This is a genomic window from Paenibacillus amylolyticus, from assembly GCF_047302515.1.
Classification (GTDB): domain Bacteria; phylum Bacillota; class Bacilli; order Paenibacillales; family Paenibacillaceae; genus Paenibacillus; species Paenibacillus amylolyticus_G.
Map to the genome: position 1 here is coordinate 1127290 of NZ_CP168019.1, position 24242 is coordinate 1151531.

A 24242-nucleotide genomic window follows, 5' to 3' on the forward strand; every position below is an offset into this window, starting at 1 on the left:
TCTTTACGTTATTTGTTATATACAGAAGTTGTTGTTGAAGGGAGTTATTACAATTGTTATCATCACGAACAAGTACGGTGTCCTCACCGGCTACAGGAACAGGCAGTACAGTGTCAGGATTAATCAGATTGTTAAGACCCAAACAGTGGACTAAAAATCTGCTGTTATTTGCTGCGTTACTATTTTCTTTTGAGGAGATTCGGACTGAAACCATTCTTGCGACGTTGCTTGGTTTTATTCTATTTAGCCTTGTTGCAGGCTGTGTTTATATTTTAAATGATTTTGTAGACCGGGACAGGGATCGGCAGCATCCGGTGAAAAAGTATCGTCCTATGGCTTCTGGGCAGGTGAATCCGAGTCATGCTTTGATGTTTGGCATTATTCTATTAATCTTTTCCGTAGGAACGGCCTTCATGATGAACCCTCTATTTGGGGTGTTATGTATCGTCTATTTTCTGTTGAATGTATCGTATTCATTTGTACTGAAACATCTCGTTATTCTGGATATGATGACCATTGCAGCCGGCTTTGTACTTCGTGCCATTGCAGGTGGTGTGCTGATCCATGTGCCATTCACGCCGTGGTTTTTGATCTGTACAATGCTGTTGTCGTTATTTCTGGCCATTGGCAAACGCAGAAATGAACTTACGTTGCTTGAGGGAAATACGGGATCACACCGTAAGGTTTTGGATAACTACTCCATTACGTTACTGGATCAATTCAATACGATTGTGACGACAGCTACGATTATCAGTTATTCCCTGTTCACATTCACTTCAGATCGAACCATTCATCTCATGTGGACGATTCCATTGGTCATTTACGGCATGTTCCGTTACCTGTATCTGATCCACATGAAGAACCAGGGAGGTTCGCCCGATCGTGTGCTGTTTGAGGACAAGCCCATATTAATTACGGTTATGTTGTATGTGATAAGTGTTATTACAATCTTTGCAATCTTTGAATAAAGGCAGAGGGGGATCAGGGTGAAAAGCACGAAAGTCGCAATTTTTGATATTGATAAAACGATCATACGCAGTGATTCCATGTTTCAATTTGTGCATTACGGAGTTCGCCGTTACCCGTGGCAGGTATGGAGACTACCTGTCATTGCATTACATACCGTGTTATTCAAGGCAGGCTTCATGACGGTTGAACAAGTCAAACGATCCTACTTTCAAGAAATTGAGCGTATGTCTGAAAAAGACCTCGAACATTTCTTTGATACCCGCTTGCGTACGTCTATTTTTGCCGAGGCCAGTGTAGAGATGCAACATCGCAAAGAAGCAGGTTATCATGTCTTGCTGGTAACTGCATCTCCGCATGCCTATATGAAATACTTTAATAATTTTCCCTGGGTGGATCATGTAATTGGAACTGAACTTGTCCGTCATGAGAATGGTTACACGTGCAGAGTTGATGGCAGCAATTGCAAAGGGGAAGAGAAGGTACGGCGAATTCAGGCTTATCTGAGTAAGAAGAATATGGTCATTGATTATGACCAGTCATGTTCCTACTCGGACTCCTTATCCGACCTTCCGGTCATGCAGCTTGTGAGTCAACGATACTTTATTAACAAGCGTGTTCCGGACATGGAGGCATTAACGTGGGGGAAATAAAATCGCGTCATACTGGTAAATGGTTGATGCTCGTTTCCGCTTTTCTGACAGCAACGGGTCAATTGTTCTGGAAATGGGGACTAACCGAGTGGATCTACCTGGGTGTTGGTTTTGTGTGTTATGGACTTGGAGCGATTTTGATGATTAAAGCTTTTGCTCTGGAAAAACTCTCAGTTGCTTATCCTCTGATGTGTGCCAGCTACGTATTTGCCTTAATCTATGGATATTTTTTGCTTGGGGAAGAAATTACGATGCAGAAGCTGGCAGCAGTTGTGTTGCTTGGAATCGGGGTGACATTAACGAGTGTTGATCGATAGCTGGATGGTTGCCGTATTAATTGTCATGACGTTGTGTGGTGCACTGGGCGGGGCCGGACTGAAAGCTTATGCATCCAGTCGCAATCGTCTGCATGTACTCATGGGGCTTGGATTCTATGGAACGGGTGCGTTGCTGAATATTGTATTGTTAAAGTTTCTTCCATTAACCGTAGTGTTGCCTGCGAACGCATTAACATATGTGTGGACTCTCATCATAGCGCGGCTGGTATTTAAAGAGACGGTGGGCCCTTTACGCTGGATAGGTGTGGCATGTATTATGGGTGGCTTACTATTACTGGTATTTTAGAACTTAATTAATCAGGATGTGAAATGAGAGCATGAACTTTTTAGATTACTTATTTTATAATCGCAGAGGCAACTGGACAGCCTTTTACCTGTTTGCGGGATTTGCGCTGTTCTATGGTTTAATGAACGGCTCGTATGTTCTGTACATTGAAAATAATGCAGAGATGCTTGGGGCGTATAGCCCATTTAATACAACGCTGTTTCCAATCAATTTATTCAACTTTGATCCTTCGATGTATTATGGGGACAACAGTTCTTCTGTTATCCATCCGCTCATTTCGTTTCTCGCAGTCACCCTTGCGGCTGTAGCGAAACTGCTGGGAGGCAACTGGTTCTTTCTAATCCTACAATCGCTCGTGAATGCGGGTTCGGTGGTGCTGGCGTATCTGTTCCTGAGTCAAAAAGAAGATAAACCGACCATCATACCGCTGCTGTTTGCCTTACTGTTTGGTTTCAGTTCCTATCTGATGTATACCGCGTTGATCCCGGATTCGTATCCTTATGTACAGTTCGTTATTCTATTGTCGGTGGTTTACATGCAGTATACTCGTGAGCGTCAGGACGTACGTTATGTACCCAATGCATTGCTTGCATCGATTAACTTTGGACTAACCTCGACCAATATCGTACCATTTGCTGCTGCCACATTCTTCAATATGCATGCATGGCGCAATAAGGCGAATTTGAAAAAATACATCGGCATCATGGCATTGGCGGTTCTGATCATCGTCGTATTAACTGGCATTCAGTATGTTGCCTTTGGAGGCCGCAGCTGGATTAGTAACTGGCTGTTGGGCATTCAAAATGGTGGAACCAGCTATGCAACGCCATTCCAGTTCGCTGTTCACTGGAAAGCATTGAACATGCTAACGATTAATCCAATGCTGACACCGAAGATGCATTTACTGGACCCGGGCATGGCGGCCTTTGTTACGGATCTATCCCGTTCCAATCCAATCTATGTGCAGATGACAGGTATCTTTATTTTACTACTGGCATTCATGGGCTTCATTAAAGGCATTCGTGAACGAGAAGTGTGGACCCTTGTGCCATATATTCTGTTTGCCTTTTTGCTTCACGTAGTCGTGGGCTTTGGTCTGGCTGTATTTCAATATGATATGTACCTGTATGCGGGGCATTATCTGTTTGCGTTTTTCCTGTTGGGTGGAGGTTTTGTCATCAGCCTTCGTCCGGGATTGGGGAAAAAATTGGTTATAGGCTTGATCATGTTATGTGTTATCGTTACGGCAAGTAACAACATCTATCGCCATGTAGAAACATTAACAACAATCAAGCAATCCTATAATCAGTTGGAACAGGAACGCTCAGTGAATTAATCAAAATGTATCGATTCATATAATGAAACGAGAAAAGGCCATTGGATGGAAAGTCCAATGGCCTTTTCTTATTTAGTGTTGAGCAAATGAGTTAAGCAATAATTTTGGTCTTTTTGGCATTCTCGGCTGAACGTTTTGTGAGACTGCTGAGTGGACGTTTCAAAGCGAGAGCAACAATGAGACTCAGCGCGATGAACATACACAACCACAGAATATCCTTAATGGCAGTAGACCACAATATGCCGCCGACCGACTCACGCAGCAGACTGATCGCATACGTGAAGGGCATGAACGGATTCAATGCTTGGAAAAAGGGTGATGTCATGCTGATTGGGAACGTACCGCCGGAGCTGGAGAACTGGAACACCATGAAGATAATGGCGATCCCTTTTCCGATATTTCCAAATACGGATAGCAGGGTGTATGTTATGGTGACAAATACGGCACTCACCAGCATGGCAAACAGGACAAACCACAGTTTATCTGCGACATAGGTACCCAGGATTAAAATATCTCCCAGGGTGACGCATATCGCCTGAAGTAACCCAATGGTCAGAAAAGTAGCGAGACGTCCAAGATACAATTCATATCCTCGGAACTTGCCCCCTGGATTTTCAGCTTCGGCACGAAGCAGGGAGATCAGCAGTGTTGAGCCAACCCACAAGGATAACACGCCATAAAATGGTGACATGGCCGATCCATAATTCGGAATCGGGTAAAGCTGTTGTTCTTTGATTTGCACGGGACTCGAAAGGAAAGCACTCTCTTCCTCAATGTCGCCGCGCAGAAGCTTGGCAAGTTCGGCAAACTGGTTATTACCTTCAACTTCCCTGAGCTTGTCCGCAGCCTTGCTGATGGCACTTTCCAATGCTGGCAGATCATCACGTACCAGCGTGGCAACACGATGTACTCCTTTTTCGACCTCCGGCAGCTGATTCTGGACAAAATCGGATGCCTTGCCTATCTGTTTCTCGGCATTAGGCAGATCATTACGAACAAAATTAGCTGCTTCGTTCAGTTTGTTTCCCAGCTTGGGCAGATCGTTTCGAATTAATGAAGACACTGTGTCCAAAGCTTGGATAAAACCTTCACTTTTGTTCGTGAGTGTCTCTGATATCTCATGGATCTTAGATTGTATTTGAGGCAGTTCGCTCTGGATTTTCATCAACTCGGTCTGCCCAAACGTAATTCCTTCTTTGGCAGATGCAAGAATGTCCGCAATATCCGGAATACGATCTTTTGCTCCTTGTAGGGTTTCTGCTGAAGTGGAGAGGATAGACCTGAGCTTATCCGCACCAGCTGCAAGTGCAGGCGATATTTCACTTTCATAAGTGTTTAAGATATTGCCAATCCCGCTGCTGATGTCCTTCGAGAGAGTATTTAACTGAGCGATGACGTCTGTTGGTGGAGTTGTATTACGACGCATGGCATCACTGATGATGCCAGCCAAGCGGATTTGCAACTGAAGGTTATCTGAAATGGAGTTCAGTTGTGTAATTTTATCGGCAAGTGGTTGGTCTGGAAGCAAGTTATTGATGTTGCCCAGTAATTCTGCCATACTGTCCACGAGTTTTACCGCAATCCCTAAACGTGAAGCAATCCGGTCGAGATCTTCCACTGTAGGAAGGTTATTAAGATCCGAATTTTGCAATTGTGCAAATACGTCTCCTGCAGCGTTAGTAATCTGCTGCACCAGCAGCAGATTTTGGCGGATCGTCGGGCCAATTGTCTGAAACGCTTCTTCACTGGAATCCACGAACTGATTTAATCCCTCTGCAAGCTCAATCCCATTGCCGGCGATTTGTGATACTTTGTCCAAATCTTGCTCTGCTGCCGTTACGATAGACAGAGCTTTGTTGGTTTTATCCAGTGCCGTTTGGATGACACCCGATACCTGACCAAAGTTTTCATCCACTTCTCGAATGCGTTCTACCGCTTTTTGTATATCCGGTATCCGCCCTTGGATAGTGAGCACTTCGGAAGCCGCATCATTAATTTGTGGCCAATACTCCTGCACCTTGAGCACATACTGTGCTGCTTTATTGATTTCAGGCAGTTTTTTCTCGATTTCAACGATCTTTTGAGCATCTTTTACAATCTCGGGCATGGCTTTTTCTACTTCCAGAACCTTTTGACCTGCGGCTTGAATAGCCGGAAGATTTTTCTCCAGCGTAAAAATGCCATTCTCCATTTTGCGCAAAGTTGGAAGCTGGGCGTTAATTTCAACCCCGGCTTCATTCAACTTGGTTAGAACAGCCTCACTGACGGCTTCAGTGAAATTCTCATTGATTTGTGTTGTTATGGCAGATACACCAGAGCCTGTGATTTTAGGAGCAATGGCATTCACCTTCTCATTGACGGTATAGATTACTTCCGGTCGCTCCAGCTTTCCGTCAACGATACCTGTAATTTTGGACGAAAAGTCCCCCGGAATGAGCAGGCTTGCATAATACTCTCCAGTTTGCACACCCCGATTAGCCTCAGCCTGGTCCACAAAAGTCCAGCCCAGCTTTTCGTTGTGTTTGAGGCTGGATACCAGTTCGTCTCCGATATTAACATGGGTTCCTTCAACAGTCGCACCCGCGTCCTCGCTTGTCACTGCAATTTTGATCCCCTGGGTATTACTGTATGGGTCCCAGACGGACTTCACGTTGACCCAGTCATACACCCCGGGCAGTAGAATAATAGCCACAATTAGAAATACACCTGTGGGAACCTTCAGAATATGCAACCAGTCTGTTTTGTAAACGTGCCATATGTGACGCATGACTTCCTCCTAAATGTACATAAATGTAGGGCGTATCTTATTTCTATGTCGTATATTTGTGAATCTTATGTATATCGGCATTATTGCAGCATCTATAAATGGGTTCATGTTTATAAACTGTACCCATTTCACTTGGTACTAATTCAGAGCCTTCATATATTGCGTAAAATGAAACTCACTGTCTGTTCTAAAAAGAAGTGTTTTATCTCTTTTGAGTACAGTAAGAGGTTTATTTTGGTTATATCAAATTTCTCATTTGCCTATGGATAAATATGCAGAAATGTTGTATAATTATGAATAACCAATGAGATGTATTGTGCATGGATGTTTTTCAGCCTAACTGCTGATTCTAAGAAGAACGTAGCAGAGGGTTTTCACCTGCGATGGTGAGGTGTTGACAGGGGGTTGTCTTTCTGTCATAATTCATGAAGACAAACGGACATATTGATTACAGAACCCTGTGAGGTCCTGCAATATGAACGACATGAATAGCACCTTTAAATCAGTCCCGTGAGACTGGCAAGGTAACGTGAACGATACATCGTTTTTTTGCTGCGGCAAGTGAAGCGATGCATCCCCGAGAGTAAACTTTCTTCAGAGCGGTCTGAAGTTCGGAGACTCCTTGCCAATAAACACGGCAAGGAGTCTTTTTTTTTCTCCTCGTCACGGGGCCATGATGCTGAAGGGAATCCTGAGGAGGCTGAACGCATGAGCACAGAGACACATGTCATTATGGATGAGACGGCGATCCGCCGCGCATTAACACGGATTGCCCATGAGATATTGGAGAAAAACAAAGGAATCGACGATTGTGTGTTGGTCGGTATCCGTACACGCGGGGTTTACCTGGCAGAACGGATTGCCGCCAAGATTGAAGAAATTGAGGGCGCCAAAGTCCCCTGGGGAGAACTGGATGTGACTCCTTACCGCGATGACCGCTTGGACGAAAATAAAGCGAATCGCAAGGAAATGTTGATTATGACACCTGAATCCCTCTCGATCCATAACAAAAAAGTGATTTTGTTCGATGATGTGCTCTATACCGGACGGACGATTCGCGCAGCGATGGATGCCCTGATGGACTGTGGAAGACCGCAGAACATTCAGCTGGCTGTACTCGCAGACCGCGGACACCGGGAACTTCCGATTCGACCTGATTTTATCGGCAAGAATGTGCCGACTTCCAAATCAGAGGAGATTGAAGTTGCACTCATGGAAACGGACGGACAGGACGAAGTCAAAATCACTCAGAACCGGGGGGAGCAAGCATAATGATTACACAGACAGCATTGAGAGACCGAAGCTTGCTTGGACTGAAGGAACTTAGTCGAGGAGAAATCGAGTCCATTCTTAACCGAGCGGCTCACTGGGAAGCGCAGAAAGAGAAACTGGTTCCTGTACTGGAATCACGCTTTGTTGCGAACATGTTCTTCGAGAACAGCACACGTACCCGCTTCTCCTTCGAAATGGCAGAGAAACGCCTGGGAGTACAAGTGCTAAACTTTACGGCAGCCGCATCCAGTGTGGAAAAAGGAGAGTCCATCTACGATACGGTACGAACACTTGAGTCGATGGGCATTGATGCAGGCGTGATCCGGTTGAAACCGGCAGGGGTTCTGCAACAACTGGCTCAGAAAGTGAATGTACCACTCGTGAACGCCGGAGACGGCAACAATGAGCATCCCACACAGGCGTTGCTGGATCTCTACACGATGAGGAAAGCATTTGGCGAACTGAAAGGCTTGCGTGTTTCCATCATTGGTGACATCCTGCATAGCCGTGTAGCTCGTTCCAACCTGTGGGCACTGCAAAAGTTTGGTGCAGATGTACGCTTCTGTGCACCGCAAACGATGCAGGCACCGGAACTCGCAGAGTATGCTCCTTATGTCGGTCTTGAAGAAGCGCTGGATGCAGATGTAGTCATGATGCTCCGTGTTCAACTGGAACGTCATCAACATGGCTTAATTACTTCAGCTGAGGATTATCGCGAACACTACGGATTGACGGAAGAACGGGCATCACGCCTTAAACCAAGCACCATTATCATGCACCCTGCTCCTGTGAATCGCAATGTCGAGGTAGATGACGCGGTTGTGGAGAGTGAAGCATCGCGGATCTTCCCGCAGATGGCAAACGGCGTTCCAATCCGCATGGCGGTTATGGAACGTGCGATGAAACTGTAACAGGGTCTGGCTGTGGGTCATAGGCTGACGGTACGGTAGTTCTTATAGAGCAATAAGAGAGTACACGATAAAGAAAATCATCCGGCTTGCCTGGTAAGCCGGACAGAACCGAAGCGGAGGGCAATTATGCTACAGATTATAAAAAACGCGAACGTCTTGAACCAACAAGGGGAACTTGAACGGAAAACCATCATTATAGATGAAGGTAAAATTAAAAAGATCGCTGGTCTGGAAGACCAAGCCGTTCTGGATGCCGAAAAGTCAGCGCAAAGTGTGACAGACGCATCAGGCAAACTGGTCATTCCGGGATTGATCGATATGCACGTGCATCTGCGTGAACCTGGATTCGAACACAAAGAGACGATCGAGACAGGTGCCCGTTCAGCAGCACAAGGTGGTTTTACAACAATCGCTTGCATGCCGAACACAAGACCAGTTACAGATACAGCGGAAGTTGTGAAGCTGGTACTGGATAAGGCGAAAGAAGCTGATCTGGTTAAAGTGTTGCCTTATGCAGCCATTACAAAAAATGAACTGGGTCGTGAACTTACCGATTTTGCCGCATTAAAAGAAGCAGGCGCTATTGGATTCACAGATGACGGTGTAGGCGTACAAAACGCTCAAATGATGAAGGATGCGATGAACCTCGCAGCAAGCATGGATATGCCAGTGATCGCTCACTGTGAAGATGACTCACTGGTTGTTGGTGGATATGTGACGGAAGGTGAGTTTTCGAAGCGCCACGGCATCAAAGGGATTCCAAATGAATCCGAAGCCATTCACGTTGGCCGTGATATCTTGCTCGCAGAAGCAACAGGAGTTCACTACCATGTCTGTCACGTAAGTACAGAGCAATCGGTTCGTCTGATTCGTCTGGCGAAGTCCATTGGTATTAAAGTAACTGCTGAGGTATGTCCGCACCATCTGGTGTTGTCGGATGAAGATATCCCGGGCATGGATGCCAACTGGAAAATGAACCCGCCGCTACGCTCACCACGCGATGTGCAGGCTTGTATCGAAGGTTTGCTAGACGGCACGCTGGATATGATCGTAACTGATCACGCGCCACACAGTGAAGAAGAGAAAGCCAAAGGCATGGAGCTGGCACCTTTCGGAATCGTAGGATTCGAAACAGCCTTCCCGCTGCTGTACACCAAGTTTGTAGAAACAGGACTGTGGAGCTTGGACTTCCTGGTTAAACGTATGACAGCTGATCCGGCACGTGTATTCCGACTGGATACAGGCAAACTGGAAGAAGGAGCACCAGCGGATATCACGATGATTGACCTGAACGAGGAAAAAGCAGTTGATCCTGCAACGTTTGCAACCAAAGGAAGAAACACCCCATTCACAGGCTGGAAGCTGAAAGGCTGGGCCGTACAAACATGGGTGGATGGCAAAAGCGTGTGGCATAACACGGTACAACAGTAAAACGGTAATTTAGTAAATTGATAAATCAGTAACTCTATATCTTTAACTCAGTAACAGTAATTCTTTACTTTTTCAAAACAACAAATCTTTTTAACTCTAAAACTTAATCTTTAACTTTTACACAAGTAACATCTTTTCAACTAACTCGAGGCAAATCATGCCGAGAGTCTAACATACGAAACAAAACACAGTTGAATAATGTTTTTGAACATGGACACAAACGTAACTGCGGAGTGGGCAGAAAGAACCCGAAGAAGCAAAGCGTTCGCCTTTATCACCGGATTATTCCATTTGAAGAATGGGATCAAAGTAATCCGGGGATAACAGCGATCAAAGGGTTTTCTGCCCACGGAGCCACACCATACGTAACGTCCCCCATGTTCAACTCAAAGTATTCAACGTTGATAAACACAGAGGAGTGAAATGGGATGCAGGCACAGGCAAGATTATTGTTGGAAGACGGCACACTGTTCACCGGGAAAGCATTTGGTGCTGAAGGTGAAACTACAGGTGAGGTCGTTTTTAATACGGGAATTACAGGCTATCAAGAGGTGCTTTCGGATCCTTCCTATTGCGGTCAAATCGTAACCATGACGTATCCGCTGATCGGAAACTACGGCATTACGCGTGATGACTTTGAGTCGATTCGTCCATACGTACACGGTTTCGTTGTGCGTCGTCATGAGCCAACGCCGAGTAACTGGCGTGCGGAATACAGCGTAGACAATCTGCTCAAGGAATACGGCATCGTAGGAATCAGTGAAATTGATACACGCATGTTGACTCGCCGGATTCGTCACCACGGCACAATGAAGGGAATTCTCACAACAGGATCGAAGCCTGTGGAAGAACTGCTGGAGATGATGGGAGACACTACCATTGCCGAGCTGCGTAACCAGGTGCCAATGACTTCTACAGAGCATGTCTACAACAGCCCGGGAACGGCTGAGCGTATTGTGCTCGTGGATTATGGTGCTAAAACAGGAATCTTGCGCGAACTCAGCAAACGTAACTGTGATGTTGTTGTTGTTCCACACGATGTAACAGCAGATGAGATTCGTCGCCTGAACCCGGACGGAATTCAACTGTCCAACGGCCCTGGGGACCCGAAAGACGTACCTCACGCGGTTAACATGATCAGTGAACTGCTTGGCGAATACCCGATCTTCGGCATCTGCCTGGGTCACCAGTTGTTCGCACTTGCGGCAGGAGCAGACACCGAAAAACTTAAGTTTGGACACCGCGGTGGAAACCATCCGGTGAAAGAACTGGAGAGCGGACGTTGCTTCATCACATCCCAGAACCATGGATTTACCGTAAACGAAGAGTCCGTGAAGAGCACGGACCTGGAAGTTACACATATCAACAATAACGATAAGACCATTGAAGGTCTGAAACATAAATCATTCCCGGCATTCTCGGTTCAATATCACCCTGAAGCAGCCCCGGGTCCTTACGACAACAGCTATCTGTTCGACCGCTTCATCGAGATGATTCGCGAGCACAAGATCACTAACCCGCAAAAGCCGCGTCAAGCCGTATTGGCAGCCGCAGTGAAAGGAGCACAATAACATGCCGATTAACAAAGATCTCAAAAAAATCCTGGTGATTGGTTCCGGTCCAATCGTCATCGGTCAAGCGGCCGAGTTCGACTATGCCGGTACACAAGCTTGCCAGGCACTGAAAGAAGAAGGCGTGGAAGTTGTACTCATCAACAGCAACCCGGCGACCATTATGACGGATACAAACATGGCTGACAAAGTCTATATTGAGCCAATCACACTGGATTTTGTGACTCAAATCATTCGTCAGGAGCGTCCAGACGGTTTGTTGCCAACACTGGGTGGTCAGACAGGTCTGAACATGGCTGTGGAACTGGCACGTGCCGGAGTTTTGGAACGTGAAAATGTGAAATTGCTCGGAACACAGTTAACATCCATCGAGAAAGCGGAAGATCGTGATCTGTTCCGTGACCTGATGCGTGAATTGGAACAACCTGTACCAGAGAGTGTAATCGTAACGACACTTGAAGAATCACTTGAATTTGCAAATGAGATTGGTTATCCAATCATCGTGCGTCCAGCCTATACACTGGGCGGAACAGGCGGCGGAATCTGTGCGAACGAAGAAGAGCTACGCGAGACGGTGGCAGCGGGAATCCGTTACAGCCCGATTGGGCAATGTCTGGTCGAGAAGAGCATTGCAGGTATGAAAGAAGTCGAGTATGAGGTTATGCGAGACAAAAACGATAACTGTATCGTTGTCTGCAACATGGAAAACTTTGACCCGGTAGGTATTCATACAGGTGACAGTATCGTCGTAGCACCAAGCCAAACATTGTCGGACCGTGAATATCAAATGCTGCGTTCAGCTTCCTTGAAAATCATCCGTGCCCTGAATATCGAGGGTGGATGTAACGTACAGTTTGCACTGGACCCACACAGCTTCCAATACTATGTTATTGAAGTAAATCCACGGGTAAGCCGTTCATCGGCTCTGGCTTCCAAAGCAACGGGTTATCCGATTGCAAAAATGGCTGCCAAAATTGCGATGGGTTACACGTTGGATGAAATCGTGAACCCGGTAACGGGCCAAACGTATGCTTGCTTCGAGCCTACGCTGGATTATATCGTGAGCAAAATCCCACGCTGGCCATTCGACAAGTTCATCTCGGCGAACCGTAAACTGGGAACTCAGATGAAAGCAACAGGCGAAGTAATGGCTATTGGCCGGACATTCGAAGAGTCGATCCACAAAGCAGTTCGTTCCCTGGAAATTGGCGTACATCGCCTCTACCTGAAGGATGCCGAAACGCTGGATGAAGCTACCCTGAACGAGCGTCTGATCAAAGCAGATGATGAGCGTATCTTCCTGATTGCCGAAGCATTCCGCAGAGGATATACGTTGCAACAGCTACAGGATCTGACCAAGATTGACTGGTGGTTCCTGGACAAAATCGAAGGTCTGATCGCATTCGAAGATCGCATTCGCGAAGAATCCGAATTGTCTTCCGACATTCTGTATCAAGCGAAACGCCTTGGATTCACAGACCGTGCCATTGCTGAATTGCGTGCGCAAGGTCAACCTGGAGGCACATTAACAACTGAAGCGGAAGTTAGAACTCGTCGGGAAGCAGAGAACCTGCGCCCAGTGTACAAAATGGTAGATACATGTGCGGCTGAGTTCGAAGCAACAACGCCATATTACTACTCAACTTACGAGACAGAAAATGAAGTAATTCCTTCAGACAAGAAAAAAGTTGTGGTGCTGGGTTCAGGACCAATCCGGATCGGTCAAGGGATTGAGTTTGACTACTCTACTGTACACGCAGTATGGGCATTGCAAAAAGCAGGCTATGAAGCAGTGATTATCAACAATAACCCGGAGACGGTGTCTACGGACTTTAATACATCGGATCGCCTGTACTTTGAACCGCTCTTCTTCGAAGATGTCATGAACGTGATTGAACAGGAGAAACCAGTAGGGGTTATCGTACAGTTCGGTGGTCAAACGGCCATCAACCTGGCAGCACCACTGCGTAATGCAGGTGTAACCATTCTCGGAACGGATCTGGAAAGCATCGATGAGGCGGAGGATCGCAAGAAGTTCGAGCGTCTGCTCTCCCGTCTGGAGATTGCACAGCCAAAAGGTAAAACGGTCATTTCCGTTGATGATGCAGTAGAAACAGCTCAAAGTCTGGGCTACCCGGTACTGGTTCGTCCTTCCTATGTACTCGGCGGTCGTGCGATGGAGATTGTATACTCCGATGCTGAATTGCTGACATACATGGAACAGGCGGTTAAAATCAATCCGGAGCATCCGGTCCTGATCGACCGTTACATGATGGGTAAAGAAGTTGAGGTTGACGCCATCTGTGATGGTGAAACGGTATTGATTCCGGGAATCATGGAACATATCGAGCGTGCAGGGGTTCACTCTGGTGACTCCATCGCGGTATATCCTCCTCAACATCTGTCCCAGGATTTGAAAGAGAAAATTGTAGAGATTACAATCAAAATTGCGAAAGAACTGAAAACGGTAGGTTTGGTCAACATCCAGTTTGTTATCCATGATGGCCAAGTGTACATTATCGAGGTGAACCCGCGTTCATCCCGTACCGTACCATTCCTGAGCAAAGTAACCAACATTCCGATGGCGAACTTGGCAACACAAGCCATTCTGGGTGTGAAACTAAAAGATCTTGGTTATGTTGACGGGCTGTGGCCTGAATCGGATCATGTATCTGTTAAAGTTCCGGTCTTCTCCTTCGCGAAGCTGCGTCGTGTAGAACCAACCCTCGGACCTGAGATGAAGTCTACAGGTGAGGTTATGGGCCGTGACCCGAATTACGCTAAAGCGTTGTTCAAAGGTCTCATCGGTGCAGGAATGAAAATTCCGGCAACCGGAGCGATCGTAGTAACTGTAGCAGACAAAGATAAAGACGAAGCGGTTCCTTTGCTCGAAGGTTTCTACAGACTGGGTTACAAAATCATGGCTACCGGCGGAACAGCAGCTGCGCTTGAAGCAGCGAACATTCCGGTAACGACTGTGAACAAATTAAGTGAAGGTTCGCCGAACATTCTGGATATGATCCGTAGCGGCGAAGCGAACTTTGTCTTCAACACACTCACCAAAGGCAAAACACCGCAACGTGACGGATTCCGAATTCGTCGTGAAGCGGTAGAAAACGGCATTGTATGTATGACTTCATTGGATACGATTCGTGCGCTGCTGATCATGCTGCAAACGATCAACTTCTCTTCGGAAGCAATGCCTGTCTCTGTAAAATAAATAAGTCTCTGATGAAGGACATCAGTCAGCCTGCGGGTTGGCGGGATGTCCTTTATATCGGGCAAAAACGGAAAAATGAGCAAGTGGAGGGGAGCGCTGGTGATGAATCACACGAATTTCAATGAAATGGCTAGCCGTCTGATGGTGGCACTGGATTATCCTGGAGCGGAAGAAGCTCAAGAATTGGTACAAGCTCTTGAGGGCATTCCCTGTTATCTCAAGGTGGGTATGCAGCTGTTCTACGCAGCAGGACCTGACTTTATTCGGGAGCTGAAAACCAAAGGCTACTCCGTTTTTCTGGATGTGAAAATGCATGACATTCCCAACACCGTTCGTGGCGGAGCTGAGAGTATCACGCGTCTGGGTGTAGACATGTTCAATGTACATGCAGCGGGTGGAGCCCTCATGATGCGTGCTGCACGTGAAGGTGCTGAGGCAGCAATCGCTGCCGATCCTTCCCTTAGCAAGCCCGAGATCATTGCAGTCACCCAACTCACCAGTACAAGTCTGGAAACGATGAATAACGAGATTGGCATCCCGGGAAGTGTGGAGGCTGCTGTGGTCCATTATGCAGGACTGGCCCAAGAGGCCGGACTGGATGGGGTTGTTGCTTCTCCACTGGAAGTGCCCGCAATTCGGGCAGCGTGTGGCAGTGCTTTTCACACCGTTACACCAGGAATTCGTCCAGCGGGTAGTGGTCTGGGAGATCAGACACGCGTCTTGACGCCGGGTGAAGCCATCGCCAGAGGCAGTCATTACATTGTTGTAGGCAGACCCATTACAGGTGCTCCCAATCCGCGTGAAGCGGTAGAAACCATTTTGAAGGAGATGTTGAACGCATGATCGAACTGAATGAGATTCCGAATCATATTGCTTCCCAACTGTTGAAAATTAAAGCCGTGGCGTTACGTCCGCAGCAGCCATTTACATGGACATCTGGCATCAAATCACCAATATACTGCGATAACCGCTTAACGATGTCCTATCCCGAGATTCGCAACGATATCGCTGAAGCCTTTGCAACGATCATTCGTAACCAATACCCGGATGCAGAAGTCATCGCAGGTACAGCAACCGCAGGTATTCCGCATGCCGCTTGGGTTGCTCAGAAGCTGAATCTGCCGATGGCTTACATTCGCGATAAAGCGAAAGGACACGGCAAAGAGAACCTGATCGAAGGTCTGATTACCGAAGGACAGAAAGTGGTTGTCATTGAAGATCTGATCTCCACAGGTGGAAGCTCGATCAAAGCAGCCGAAGCCGTACGTGTAGCAGGCGCAACACCTCTCGCCGTACTTGCCATTTTCAGCTACCAGCTGGATAAAGGTGTTAAAGCATTTGAAGATGCTGGAATTCCACTTCAGACTCTATCTAATTACACCGCGCTGATGGATGTGGCTTTGGCTCAGGGAACGATTCAGGAGAGTGACTTTGAATTGCTTAAATCCTGGCGTGAAGATCCTTCTTCATTTGGTAAATAATATCATTGATACCTCGAAAAAATGTTCAGGAATGAACGGTATCAAAATTGTAATGATTGCCGTCATAGCGGCAAAACCATCGAATATGCAAGAGGCATCCCGCACTTTGGGGTGCTTTTTTTGTTTGTTCATCAAAATATTAACTTTTTCACTGTACCGTTGTAAAAAGCTTGTAACTTTTAGTTGTGATCGGTCGTTTATAATTCAGTGTAGGTTGGAACAGATTTCTAATTTTAGGTTTTTTGAAGAAATGAACGGGATTTCAAGAAAGGATGAGCGTGATTGCTGGCATGAAGAATTTATTTCTCAGAAAAAGACCTGCCAAGAGCCAGTCAGGCGATGAACATCAACAGGGGGAAACGCCGTTGGAGGCATCGACGGAGTCGGGGGAAAATACATACAACAATGAACACGATTACCTGACGAGTAAACCTCCGTTACCTGAAAGTGAAATCGCTTCAGATGAAGTGGCTGCGACTGCTGTCACTACCGTTGATGAACCCCAGAAGAAGATCAAACCAAAGAAGGATATGCTGCCTCCATATGATGGACCTGTACTGGAGGTGCGTAACGTGCATCGCAGTTTCCAGACAGGCAGTCGCATTATCCATGTGCTTAAAGGCATTGATATGGAAGTGAATCCGCAACAACTGGTCATGCTGAAGGGGCGATCGGGCTCAGGCAAAACAACACTGCTTAATATGCTCGGTGGACTGGATCAGCCTTCAAGTGGAGACATTCTGTTCTCTGGTCAGCCTCTTCAGGATTGGGGAGACCGGCGGCGGACCGCTTTGCGGCGCAAAGAGATCGGTTTTATTTTCCAGGCATATGCACTCATGCCCTTATTATCTGCTTGGGAAAATGTAGAACTGTCGCTGCGCATGGCGGACGTTCCGCGAGCGGAGTGGAAGGACAGGGTTGGTCACTGTCTGGATCTGGTTGGACTATCCAAACGGGTGAAGCACCGACCTTTCGAGATGTCCGGGGGAGAGCAACAGCGGGTGGCTATAGCCAAGGCGATTGCCCATAGACCCAGATTGTTGCTTGCGGATGAGCCTACAGCGGAACTGGATTCCAAGATGGGCGCTCAGGTCATGGCCGTATTCCGCAATATTATTGAAGTAGAACAAGTAACAATATGTATGACTACACACGATCCTACAATTTTGGAGGTTGCGGACCATGTTTATGAAATGGCGGACGGCAGATTTATCAAGTAAAGGGGCCGCTCCGAAGAGGGGGAAACGCGCAGCACTTATTGTACTTGGTGCGATAATGGTTGCAACGATGTCCGGCTGCTCATTGCTGCCGTCAGAAACAGAGGAAGAAGTGCTTCCGCCTATCACACCACCAACGATCTCCAAGAAACCGGAATATGAAGTCCGGACGGAAACGTTGGAGAAAAAAGTAAGTGGTAGTGGCAAGATGATGAGTCAGCGGGAAGAGAAGGTGTACTTCACGCTTGATGGCATGCATGTCAAAGAATTAAATGTTAAACCAGGGGATAAAGTGAAAAAGGGTCAACTTCTCGCGGTGCTCGATGTGGAGAGTGTGGAGAAGGAGATTCGGGGCAAGAAACTGGCTATTCGCAAATCCGAAGTTCAAATGAAAGAAACACTCCGCAAGAAGGATGAGATGGACCCGGTGGAGTTTGAAGAAGCAACGATTGCGTTTGAAGAACTGCGCCAGGAACTCGCTGATTTGGAGGAACAACTGGGTAAAGCCACGTTGACCGCTCCGTTTGGCGGCACCGTTATTGCTGTGCAGGTAGAGAAGGGTGCAGCGGTGAAAGCGTATGATCCGATTGCTACGATTGCGGATACATCGAATCTGGTTGTGGCAGCTACCTTTGCCAAGGAAGATCTGGAGAAGTTCTCGGCTGGTATGAAGGCAGAAGTAGATATTAATGGAGCTGGTAAAGTCGCTGGCAAAATTAAAGTTATGCCTATTGCGGAAGCATCGGGAAGCGGCAGTGGCGAAGGGGCGGGTGAAGGTGGTACGCCTCCAACCAAGGAAACGCTGGATAAGTATGTCATCGTTACACTTGCAAAAATGCCAAAAGGCGTCGAACGTGGCACACCACTGTCGGTCTCGATTGTAACGCAGCGTACCGAGAACGCGATTGTGATTCCTGTATCCGCTTTACGCTCCATCGGTTCAAGAACGTATGTACAAGTGGTGGAGAGTGATGGCAGCAAGCGTGAAGTGGACGTTGAAGTTGGACAGCAGACGTCGACAGATGTCGAGATTCTGAAAGGTCTGACCGTAGGCGAGAAAGTAGTGGGACGCTAATGGGGCTGCCATTGCTTCGGCTGTTGTTCCGCAAAATGTGGAACACGCGCTGGATGACCTTCAGCACACTGATCGGATTGATTGTGGCGGTAGCGTTCACCGTCAGTATTCCAATGTATGCCGATGGTGCGTTGAAACGGGTCGTCGCGCAAACGCTGCAGGATAACAGTGAAGGGTTGCCAGCCGGTTCGTTGCTGATGAGTTATCAGGCACCCGGTGGCGTGAAGACAGACACACGGGGTCTGGATGAAGTAGATCGTTATATTCGTGAGGATGTTCCTCGCGACATTGGGTTTCCTTTTCATACGTATGTGAATTCGAGATCCATTCGCAGCACAGAGGTGAGCCCGGAAGATCCAACCAAAGTGGATGCCAGCAGGGCGCGCAGTATGAGTCTGGGTACGATGAGTGGGCTGGATGCACAGGTGAATTACTCTGCCGGGGTGAAACCTGGAAACCAGGTCAAAGATGACACGATCGAGGCAGTCATGTTGGAAGAGGGCATGTACCGTAACGACCTGCATATCGGTGACATTCTGGAATATCCGGTGTATAGCGGTCTTGATATCACGTTACGTGTGAAGATTACGGGGTCCTTCAAGGCAGATGATCCGAACAGCCCTTACTGGGTACAAGGGTTTGACGGCATGATGAATGGACTTTATGTGGATGAATCGGTTTTTAATGATGTTTTACTGAAGGAAAAAGGGATTCCACTTCAAAATTCACGTTGGTATTATGCCTTTGATCTGAAAGAAATTCAAACCAGCCAGTTATCAGGTCTGACTTCCATGTTGGAAAGGTTGGATATCGATCTGTACCAGCGGCTGAAAGATACAAAAGTGGACATCACCTTTGGTGATCTGCTTAAGCAGTTCCGCAGTCAGAGTCTGCAACTGCAGACGATGTTGTTTACCTTGGCAGCACCGATGATTGCGATGGTCTTTTATTTTATTGCCATGAATGCCAGACAGTCATTACAAAAGCAAGAGAGTGATATTGCGGTATTGCGCAGCCGTGGAGCTTCAGCTCGGCAGATCTTCTCTCTTTACCTGCTTGAAGGCATAGTTCTGGGCGCTATTGCGCTGGTTATTGGGCCGTTGCTTGGTTGGTTTATGGCCAAGAGTATCGGTTCTGCAAGTGGCTTTCTCTCGTTCGTAGATCGGAAGTCTATTCCGATCGGTGTATCAAAAGAAGCTATTCTCCTGGGCGTAGCAGCGGTGCTTGTTGCGATCATCGCATCACTTATCCCTGCGATAACCTATGCACGGGCAACCATTGTATCTGCCAAGCGGCGGCAAGCACGGACAGACCGTGCTCCAGTATGGCAACGCTGGTTCCTGGATGTTGTGTTGCTGGGTCTGGCTGGATATGGATACTACCTGTTCTATGAACGTCAGATGTTGACCTTCCAGACCGGAATGACAACGGATCAGTTGCAGGTACAGCCGTTTCTGTTCTTTGTACCCGCACTCGCGATCTTTGCGCTTGGATTATTCTTCCTGCGCTTGTTCCCGTGGATATTAAAGCTCATTCAGCTGATCGGTCGCAAGTTTCTCCCGGTCCCGTTGTATCTGACATTAACACAGTTATCGCGTTCATCTTCTTCATATTATCCGCTGATGATCCTCCTTGTACTGACACTGGGACTTGGAGTGTACAACTCGGCTGCTGCTCGGACGATTGATCTGAATTCCACTGAGCGTACCTTGTACCGTTATGGTTCTGATGTGATTATGCAGACTGTGTGGGAAGGGACACCTGAGGTTAAACCTGGTGGTTCCGGACAGAATGGCGGTACGGGTGGAGGTCAACAAGGTGGTGGCAATGGAGGAGGAGGTTCTGCTGGTGGTGGTTCCGGCGGAGGCAACGGCGGTGGAGGTGCTCCAGGTGGTGGCGGCGGTTCTTCGCAGCCATCCAAAGTCATTTACTCGGAACCTCCATTCGAAGTGTTCCGCAGATTAGACGGGGTTGAACATGCAGCACGCGTGCTGCAGACCAAAGGCAATATTATCGTCTCTGGTAAATCAGGCGGACAGGGCATGCTGGTCGGAATTGATAATGTGGACTTTGCTCAAGTGGCATGGTTCCGCAACGATCTGTTCCCGGCACATCCTTACAAGTACCTTGACTTGCTTGGTAAATATGAAGGCGCTGTATTGATCTCTTCCAAATTTGCTGACAAATTCAAGTTGAAAACTGGAGATCTCGTCTCCATGGGTGTACAGGGACAGGCGATTGAATTTGTAGTCTTCGGAATTATTCCTTACTGGCCAGCCCAGTATCCAGATCAGATGCCATTCTTCGTGGCGAATCTGGATTATGTCTATGATCAGGTGCCTCTGATTCCTTATGAGGTATGGCTGAAAATGGAACCAGATGCCAAAGTGGCTCCACTAATGGAGAAACTCGCAACAGAAGGCATTGAGTTATCATCTGTACGTGACGTCCGCACCGAATTAGTATCTCAGGCTAAACATCCGTCACGAGGTGGCGTATTCGGGATTCTGAGCCTTGGATTCCTAGTATCAGTTATTATCTCATTGATCGGATACGTGCTGTACTGGTTCTTCAACCTTTCCGGACGTGTTGTGCAGTTTGGTGTATTACGGGCCATGGGCTTATCCCGGGCACAACTGAGCGGCATGTTGCTGCTGGAACAGGTGTTCACAGCGGGACTATCGATCCTGCTAGGTATTGGGATTGGTCAGGTATCCAGTCGTTTATTCCTGCCATTCTTGCAAACGACGGATAATGTATCTGCTCAGGTACCTCCGTTCCGGATTGTGTTTGAACAGCAAGATATGTTGCAACTGTATGGGGTCACCGTAGTGATGCTGGTCATTGGTGCAACGATGTTGCTCTGGCAGATTCGCAGATTGCGAGTTCACCAGGCAGTCAAAATGGGAGAGGAGAGGTAAACGTGATCCAATGCGAAGGACTTGTCAAAATTTTTAAATCCAGCGATGTGGAAGTCGTTGCCCTTCAGGGTCTCAACCTGACTGTCAATCAAGGTGAAATGATGGCCATCATCGGTAACAGCGGTAGCGGTAAATCCACGTTGCTGAATATTCTGGGCGGGCTTGATCGTCCTACGGCCGGTACGGCTGTTGTGGGAGACTGGGATCTGCTGAAGATGACAGATGCCCAATTGGTCGAATACAAACGTCATACGGTAGGTTTTATCTGGCAAAATAACGGTCGTAACTTGCTGCCTTATCTCACTGCACTGGAAAATGTGGAGACTCCTATGATTCTGGGAGGCAAGCGTGATCGTGCTTACGCGAAACAGTTGCTCGAATGGGTAGGACTTAAGGATCGGATGCATAACAAATTGCATCAATTGTCAGGAGGAGAGCAACAACGGGTAGCGATTGCGATCTCATTATCCAATCGTCCCAAAATTCTGCTTGCAGATGAACCCACCGGTTCGGTCGATTCCGAGACATGTGATACAATCATGGGCATTTTCCGAAGAATGAACAAGGAACTCGGCGTTACTATTGTCATCGTTACCCATGACTTGACGCTTGCTGGCAAGGTTGACCGGATCGTTGCGATTCGGGACGGCTTGACCAGTACCGAGTTTGTGAAGCGCAACCCGAATCTGGATGATGAGCACAACTTGTCCGAGGCGGGTATGCCAGACATCCATGAAGCATTTGTCATTATAGACCGTGCAGGACGACTTCAGGTGCCAAAAGAGTATCTGGAGGCCTTATCCATTGATAACCGGGCGACATTGGAATTTGACGGTGAACGTATTGTCATTACACCGCCAAGATAATTAAGAGGGGGAACTGGGAAATGAAGAATAGTATGTGGGGAAAACGTGTGCTGGCTGTCATCGCTACTGCGACGCTAGCACTGCCGCTGATTGCCGGCTGTACGGCAAGTGAGGCCAAGGATACGGAGCAGCGTGTATTACGTGTGGCTACGTTGTGGGGAGGACAGGATGACAGTTACTTCCGTCAGCAATTTACCGATGCTTTTGAATTGACACATCCCAATGTAACCATCGAAATTGTAGCTGCTGTTGATCAGAGCAGTATGTATGGGTATGGCAACACGGAAGAACAGCCGGAAGTTCCAGATACAATGGAAAGTCTGAAGAAGATTATGACTGGGGATAACCCGGTTGACGTTATCGTGGCCGATACCGCCACAGTGAAATCATTAATTCAGGAGAATCTGGTGAAACAGCTGGACCCACTGATGCAGGAAGATAAGTTTGATACCAGTGATATCGTGCCTAGTGTACTGGAGGGAATTAAGGACCTTGGGGATCAGAGCATTTATGCATTGACACCAACGTTCTCCTCATCGGCTCTGTTCTATAACAAGGGTATGTTTGAAAAAGCAGGCGTGGAACCGCCAACGGACAACATGACATGGGACGATATTTTCAATCTGGGTACCCGTCTAACGAAAGGTGAAGGTAAAGATCATGTATTTGGTTTCTCCTTCACGACATATCAGGGTGGTTCGCCGTACTACTCCATGCAGCAGTACTACAGCTCGTTGCAGCTGAAGACGTTTGATGACAAAGCAGAGAAGATGACAGTAGATTCTCCTCAATGGGAGAAAGTGTGGAGCACCATCAGCAAACTTGCGATTGACAAAGTTATTCCTAAAGGCGACGAACCACAGGATCAGAATCCGAATGGGCGTTATGATCCAGTACAGGGTGACCTATTCCTGAGTGGCAAGTCAGCCATGGTTATTGGTGATTACAGCTATATTAATCAATTAATTGATGCCAATAAAAATGCGGATAAAATGAAAGACTTTACGAAAGTGGATTGGGATGTGGTAACACCTCCAGTTCACCCGGAAGCTCCTGAAATTGGAGGTAGCATCTACCTGAGCAACCTCATGGCGATTAATAGTGCGGCTCAGAACCCGGATGATGCGTGGGAACTGATCAAGTACATGAACAGTGAGGACTGGGCTAAGATCAAAGCACGTAGCAGCTATGAGATGGTATCACGGAAGAGCTTCATTAAGCCCAAAGACGGCCTGGATTATAACATTCAAGCATTCTATGCGCTGAAGCCGATTCCGCCAACAAACACCAATCTGGATAAAATGTATCAAAAATCCCCAGGCTTATGGCAAGTGAATGAAAAAGGTATGGAATATTTCAACCAAGTACTAGAGAACAAAAAGACACCAAAAGAAGCGCTTGGTGAGTGGGCAGCTAAAGGAAACGAGATGCTGGAGAAATTGAAAAAGGATCCTAAAGCTACGTTTCAATGAGATTTGATGAAGTAGTCATATCATAAGTTAAGGATAGCCGCTGAAGATTTTAATCTTTGGCGGCTATTTTTATGAAAATGGGGTATTCTACAAAAAGCAGGAATAAATGACGACTCCGGAAAGGACGAGCGGTATGCACTGGGTATATTTCAGCAAGTTGTATGCAACCAAATTTCAGGCAGGATGTCTGGCCAAACGTATGGAGCAGGATGGGTGGATTTACGGTCATAATGAACCAGCGGAAGTGGAAGTTTATCGATCACGTAAAGGTCGTTACGGTGTACGTTTTATTCCCTGACATTACCCCTTGACTTATAGAGTGTCGATAGTGTATATTAATTAAGTCGCTGTTTTAATATTTCTTACTGACGCGGGGTGGAGCAGCCCGGTAGCTCGTCGGGCTCATAACCCGAAGGCCGCAGGTTCAAATCCTGCCCCCGCAATTTAGTTTCACTTGGA

General features: G+C 47.2%; 19 protein-coding genes and 1 tRNA gene. 19 read left to right on the top strand and 1 reads right to left on the bottom strand.

All coding sequences use genetic code 11. The features are described from left to right. The first annotated feature begins 77 nt into the window (after positions 1 to 77). Genes ACDJ59_RS04885 through ACDJ59_RS04905 form a run of 5 tightly spaced genes read left to right on the top strand, consistent with a single transcriptional unit; the run spans position 78 to position 3579 of the window. Positions 78 to 968 (top strand): decaprenyl-phosphate phosphoribosyltransferase, encoded by an 891-nt coding sequence (locus ACDJ59_RS04885; RefSeq protein ID WP_413409725.1) that lies wholly within the window; start codon positions 78 to 80, stop codon positions 966 to 968. A gap of 18 nt (positions 969 to 986) precedes the next feature. Beyond that, positions 987 to 1619: an HAD-IB family hydrolase gene (locus ACDJ59_RS04890; protein WP_413407844.1), complete on the top strand. Its 633-nt coding sequence runs from the start codon at positions 987 to 989 to the stop codon at positions 1617 to 1619. Between the two features lie 26 nt (positions 1620 to 1645). Then, entirely contained in the window at positions 1646 to 1936 is a 291-nt protein-coding gene (locus tag ACDJ59_RS04895) for an EamA family transporter (RefSeq protein ID WP_413409726.1), read from the top strand. Continuing rightward, positions 1923 to 2243, top strand: a complete 321-nt coding sequence (locus ACDJ59_RS04900; protein ID WP_336886750.1) for an EamA family transporter — start codon at positions 1923 to 1925, stop codon at positions 2241 to 2243. Before ACDJ59_RS04895 ends, ACDJ59_RS04900 begins: the two co-directional genes overlap by 14 nt. Positions 2244 to 2274: 31 nt before the next feature. Continuing rightward, on the top strand, positions 2275 to 3579 hold the full coding sequence (locus tag ACDJ59_RS04905; protein ID WP_413407845.1) for a DUF6080 domain-containing protein: 1305 nt from the start codon (positions 2275 to 2277) through the stop codon (positions 3577 to 3579). A gap of 91 nt (positions 3580 to 3670) precedes the next feature. On the opposite strand, the gene ACDJ59_RS04910 is transcribed toward ACDJ59_RS04905, so the two are convergent. Next, complete coding sequence (locus tag ACDJ59_RS04910) at positions 3671 to 6346, bottom strand: YhgE/Pip family protein (protein ID WP_413407846.1); 2676 nt, start codon at positions 6344 to 6346, stop codon at positions 3671 to 3673. 708 nt (positions 6347 to 7054) lie between these two features. On the opposite strand from ACDJ59_RS04910, the gene pyrR reads away from it, so the two are divergent. The 14 genes from pyrR (at position 7055) to ACDJ59_RS04980 (ending at position 24226) form a co-directional block, all read left to right on the top strand. Continuing rightward, positions 7055 to 7618, top strand: a complete 564-nt coding sequence (gene pyrR / locus ACDJ59_RS04915) for a bifunctional pyr operon transcriptional regulator/uracil phosphoribosyltransferase PyrR (protein WP_017687330.1) — start codon at positions 7055 to 7057, stop codon at positions 7616 to 7618. Then, a complete protein-coding gene (locus tag ACDJ59_RS04920; RefSeq protein ID WP_413407847.1) occupies positions 7618 to 8529 on the top strand; it encodes an aspartate carbamoyltransferase catalytic subunit in 912 nt (303 codons plus the stop codon). Before pyrR ends, ACDJ59_RS04920 begins: the two co-directional genes overlap by 1 nt. Positions 8530 to 8655: 126 nt before the next feature. Then, the gene (locus tag ACDJ59_RS04925; RefSeq protein ID WP_413407848.1) at positions 8656 to 9960 is read left to right on the top strand and encodes a dihydroorotase; all 1305 of its coding nucleotides are present in this window, start codon (positions 8656 to 8658) and stop codon (positions 9958 to 9960) included. 428 nt (positions 9961 to 10388) lie between these two features. Continuing rightward, complete coding sequence (gene carA, locus ACDJ59_RS04930) at positions 10389 to 11531, top strand: glutamine-hydrolyzing carbamoyl-phosphate synthase small subunit (protein WP_047843735.1); 1143 nt, start codon at positions 10389 to 10391, stop codon at positions 11529 to 11531. 1 nt (position 11532) lies between these two features. After that, the gene (gene carB, locus ACDJ59_RS04935; protein ID WP_100527071.1) at positions 11533 to 14751 is read left to right on the top strand and encodes a carbamoyl-phosphate synthase large subunit; all 3219 of its coding nucleotides are present in this window, start codon (positions 11533 to 11535) and stop codon (positions 14749 to 14751) included. Positions 14752 to 14826: 75 nt separating this feature from the next. Then, positions 14827 to 15594, top strand: coding sequence for an orotidine-5'-phosphate decarboxylase (gene pyrF, locus ACDJ59_RS04940; protein ID WP_413407850.1), 768 nt, complete (start codon positions 14827 to 14829; stop codon positions 15592 to 15594). Beyond that, positions 15591 to 16232, top strand: coding sequence for an orotate phosphoribosyltransferase (gene pyrE, locus ACDJ59_RS04945; protein WP_036674850.1), 642 nt, complete (start codon positions 15591 to 15593; stop codon positions 16230 to 16232). Before pyrF ends, pyrE begins: the two co-directional genes overlap by 4 nt. Positions 16233 to 16522: 290 nt before the next feature. Then, positions 16523 to 17452, top strand: a complete 930-nt coding sequence (locus ACDJ59_RS04950) for an ABC transporter ATP-binding protein (protein WP_413407851.1) — start codon at positions 16523 to 16525, stop codon at positions 17450 to 17452. Continuing rightward, the gene (locus ACDJ59_RS04955; protein ID WP_413407852.1) at positions 17415 to 18524 is read left to right on the top strand and encodes an efflux RND transporter periplasmic adaptor subunit; all 1110 of its coding nucleotides are present in this window, start codon (positions 17415 to 17417) and stop codon (positions 18522 to 18524) included. Before ACDJ59_RS04950 ends, ACDJ59_RS04955 begins: the two co-directional genes overlap by 38 nt. Continuing rightward, positions 18524 to 21445, top strand: coding sequence for an ABC transporter permease (locus ACDJ59_RS04960; RefSeq protein ID WP_413407853.1), 2922 nt, complete (start codon positions 18524 to 18526; stop codon positions 21443 to 21445). The genes ACDJ59_RS04955 and ACDJ59_RS04960 overlap by 1 nt, the downstream gene beginning before the upstream one ends. A gap of 2 nt (positions 21446 to 21447) precedes the next feature. Beyond that, complete coding sequence (locus ACDJ59_RS04965) at positions 21448 to 22311, top strand: ABC transporter ATP-binding protein (protein ID WP_036614799.1); 864 nt, start codon at positions 21448 to 21450, stop codon at positions 22309 to 22311. Positions 22312 to 22331: 20 nt separating this feature from the next. Further along, positions 22332 to 23783: an ABC transporter substrate-binding protein gene (locus ACDJ59_RS04970; RefSeq protein WP_047843731.1), complete on the top strand. Its 1452-nt coding sequence runs from the start codon at positions 22332 to 22334 to the stop codon at positions 23781 to 23783. Positions 23784 to 23889: 106 nt separating this feature from the next. Next, positions 23890 to 24081, top strand: coding sequence for a hypothetical protein (locus tag ACDJ59_RS04975; RefSeq protein ID WP_047843730.1), 192 nt, complete (start codon positions 23890 to 23892; stop codon positions 24079 to 24081). Between the two features lie 71 nt (positions 24082 to 24152). After that, a tRNA-Met gene (locus tag ACDJ59_RS04980) sits at positions 24153 to 24226 on the top strand. Positions 24227 to 24242 lie beyond the last annotated feature (16 nt).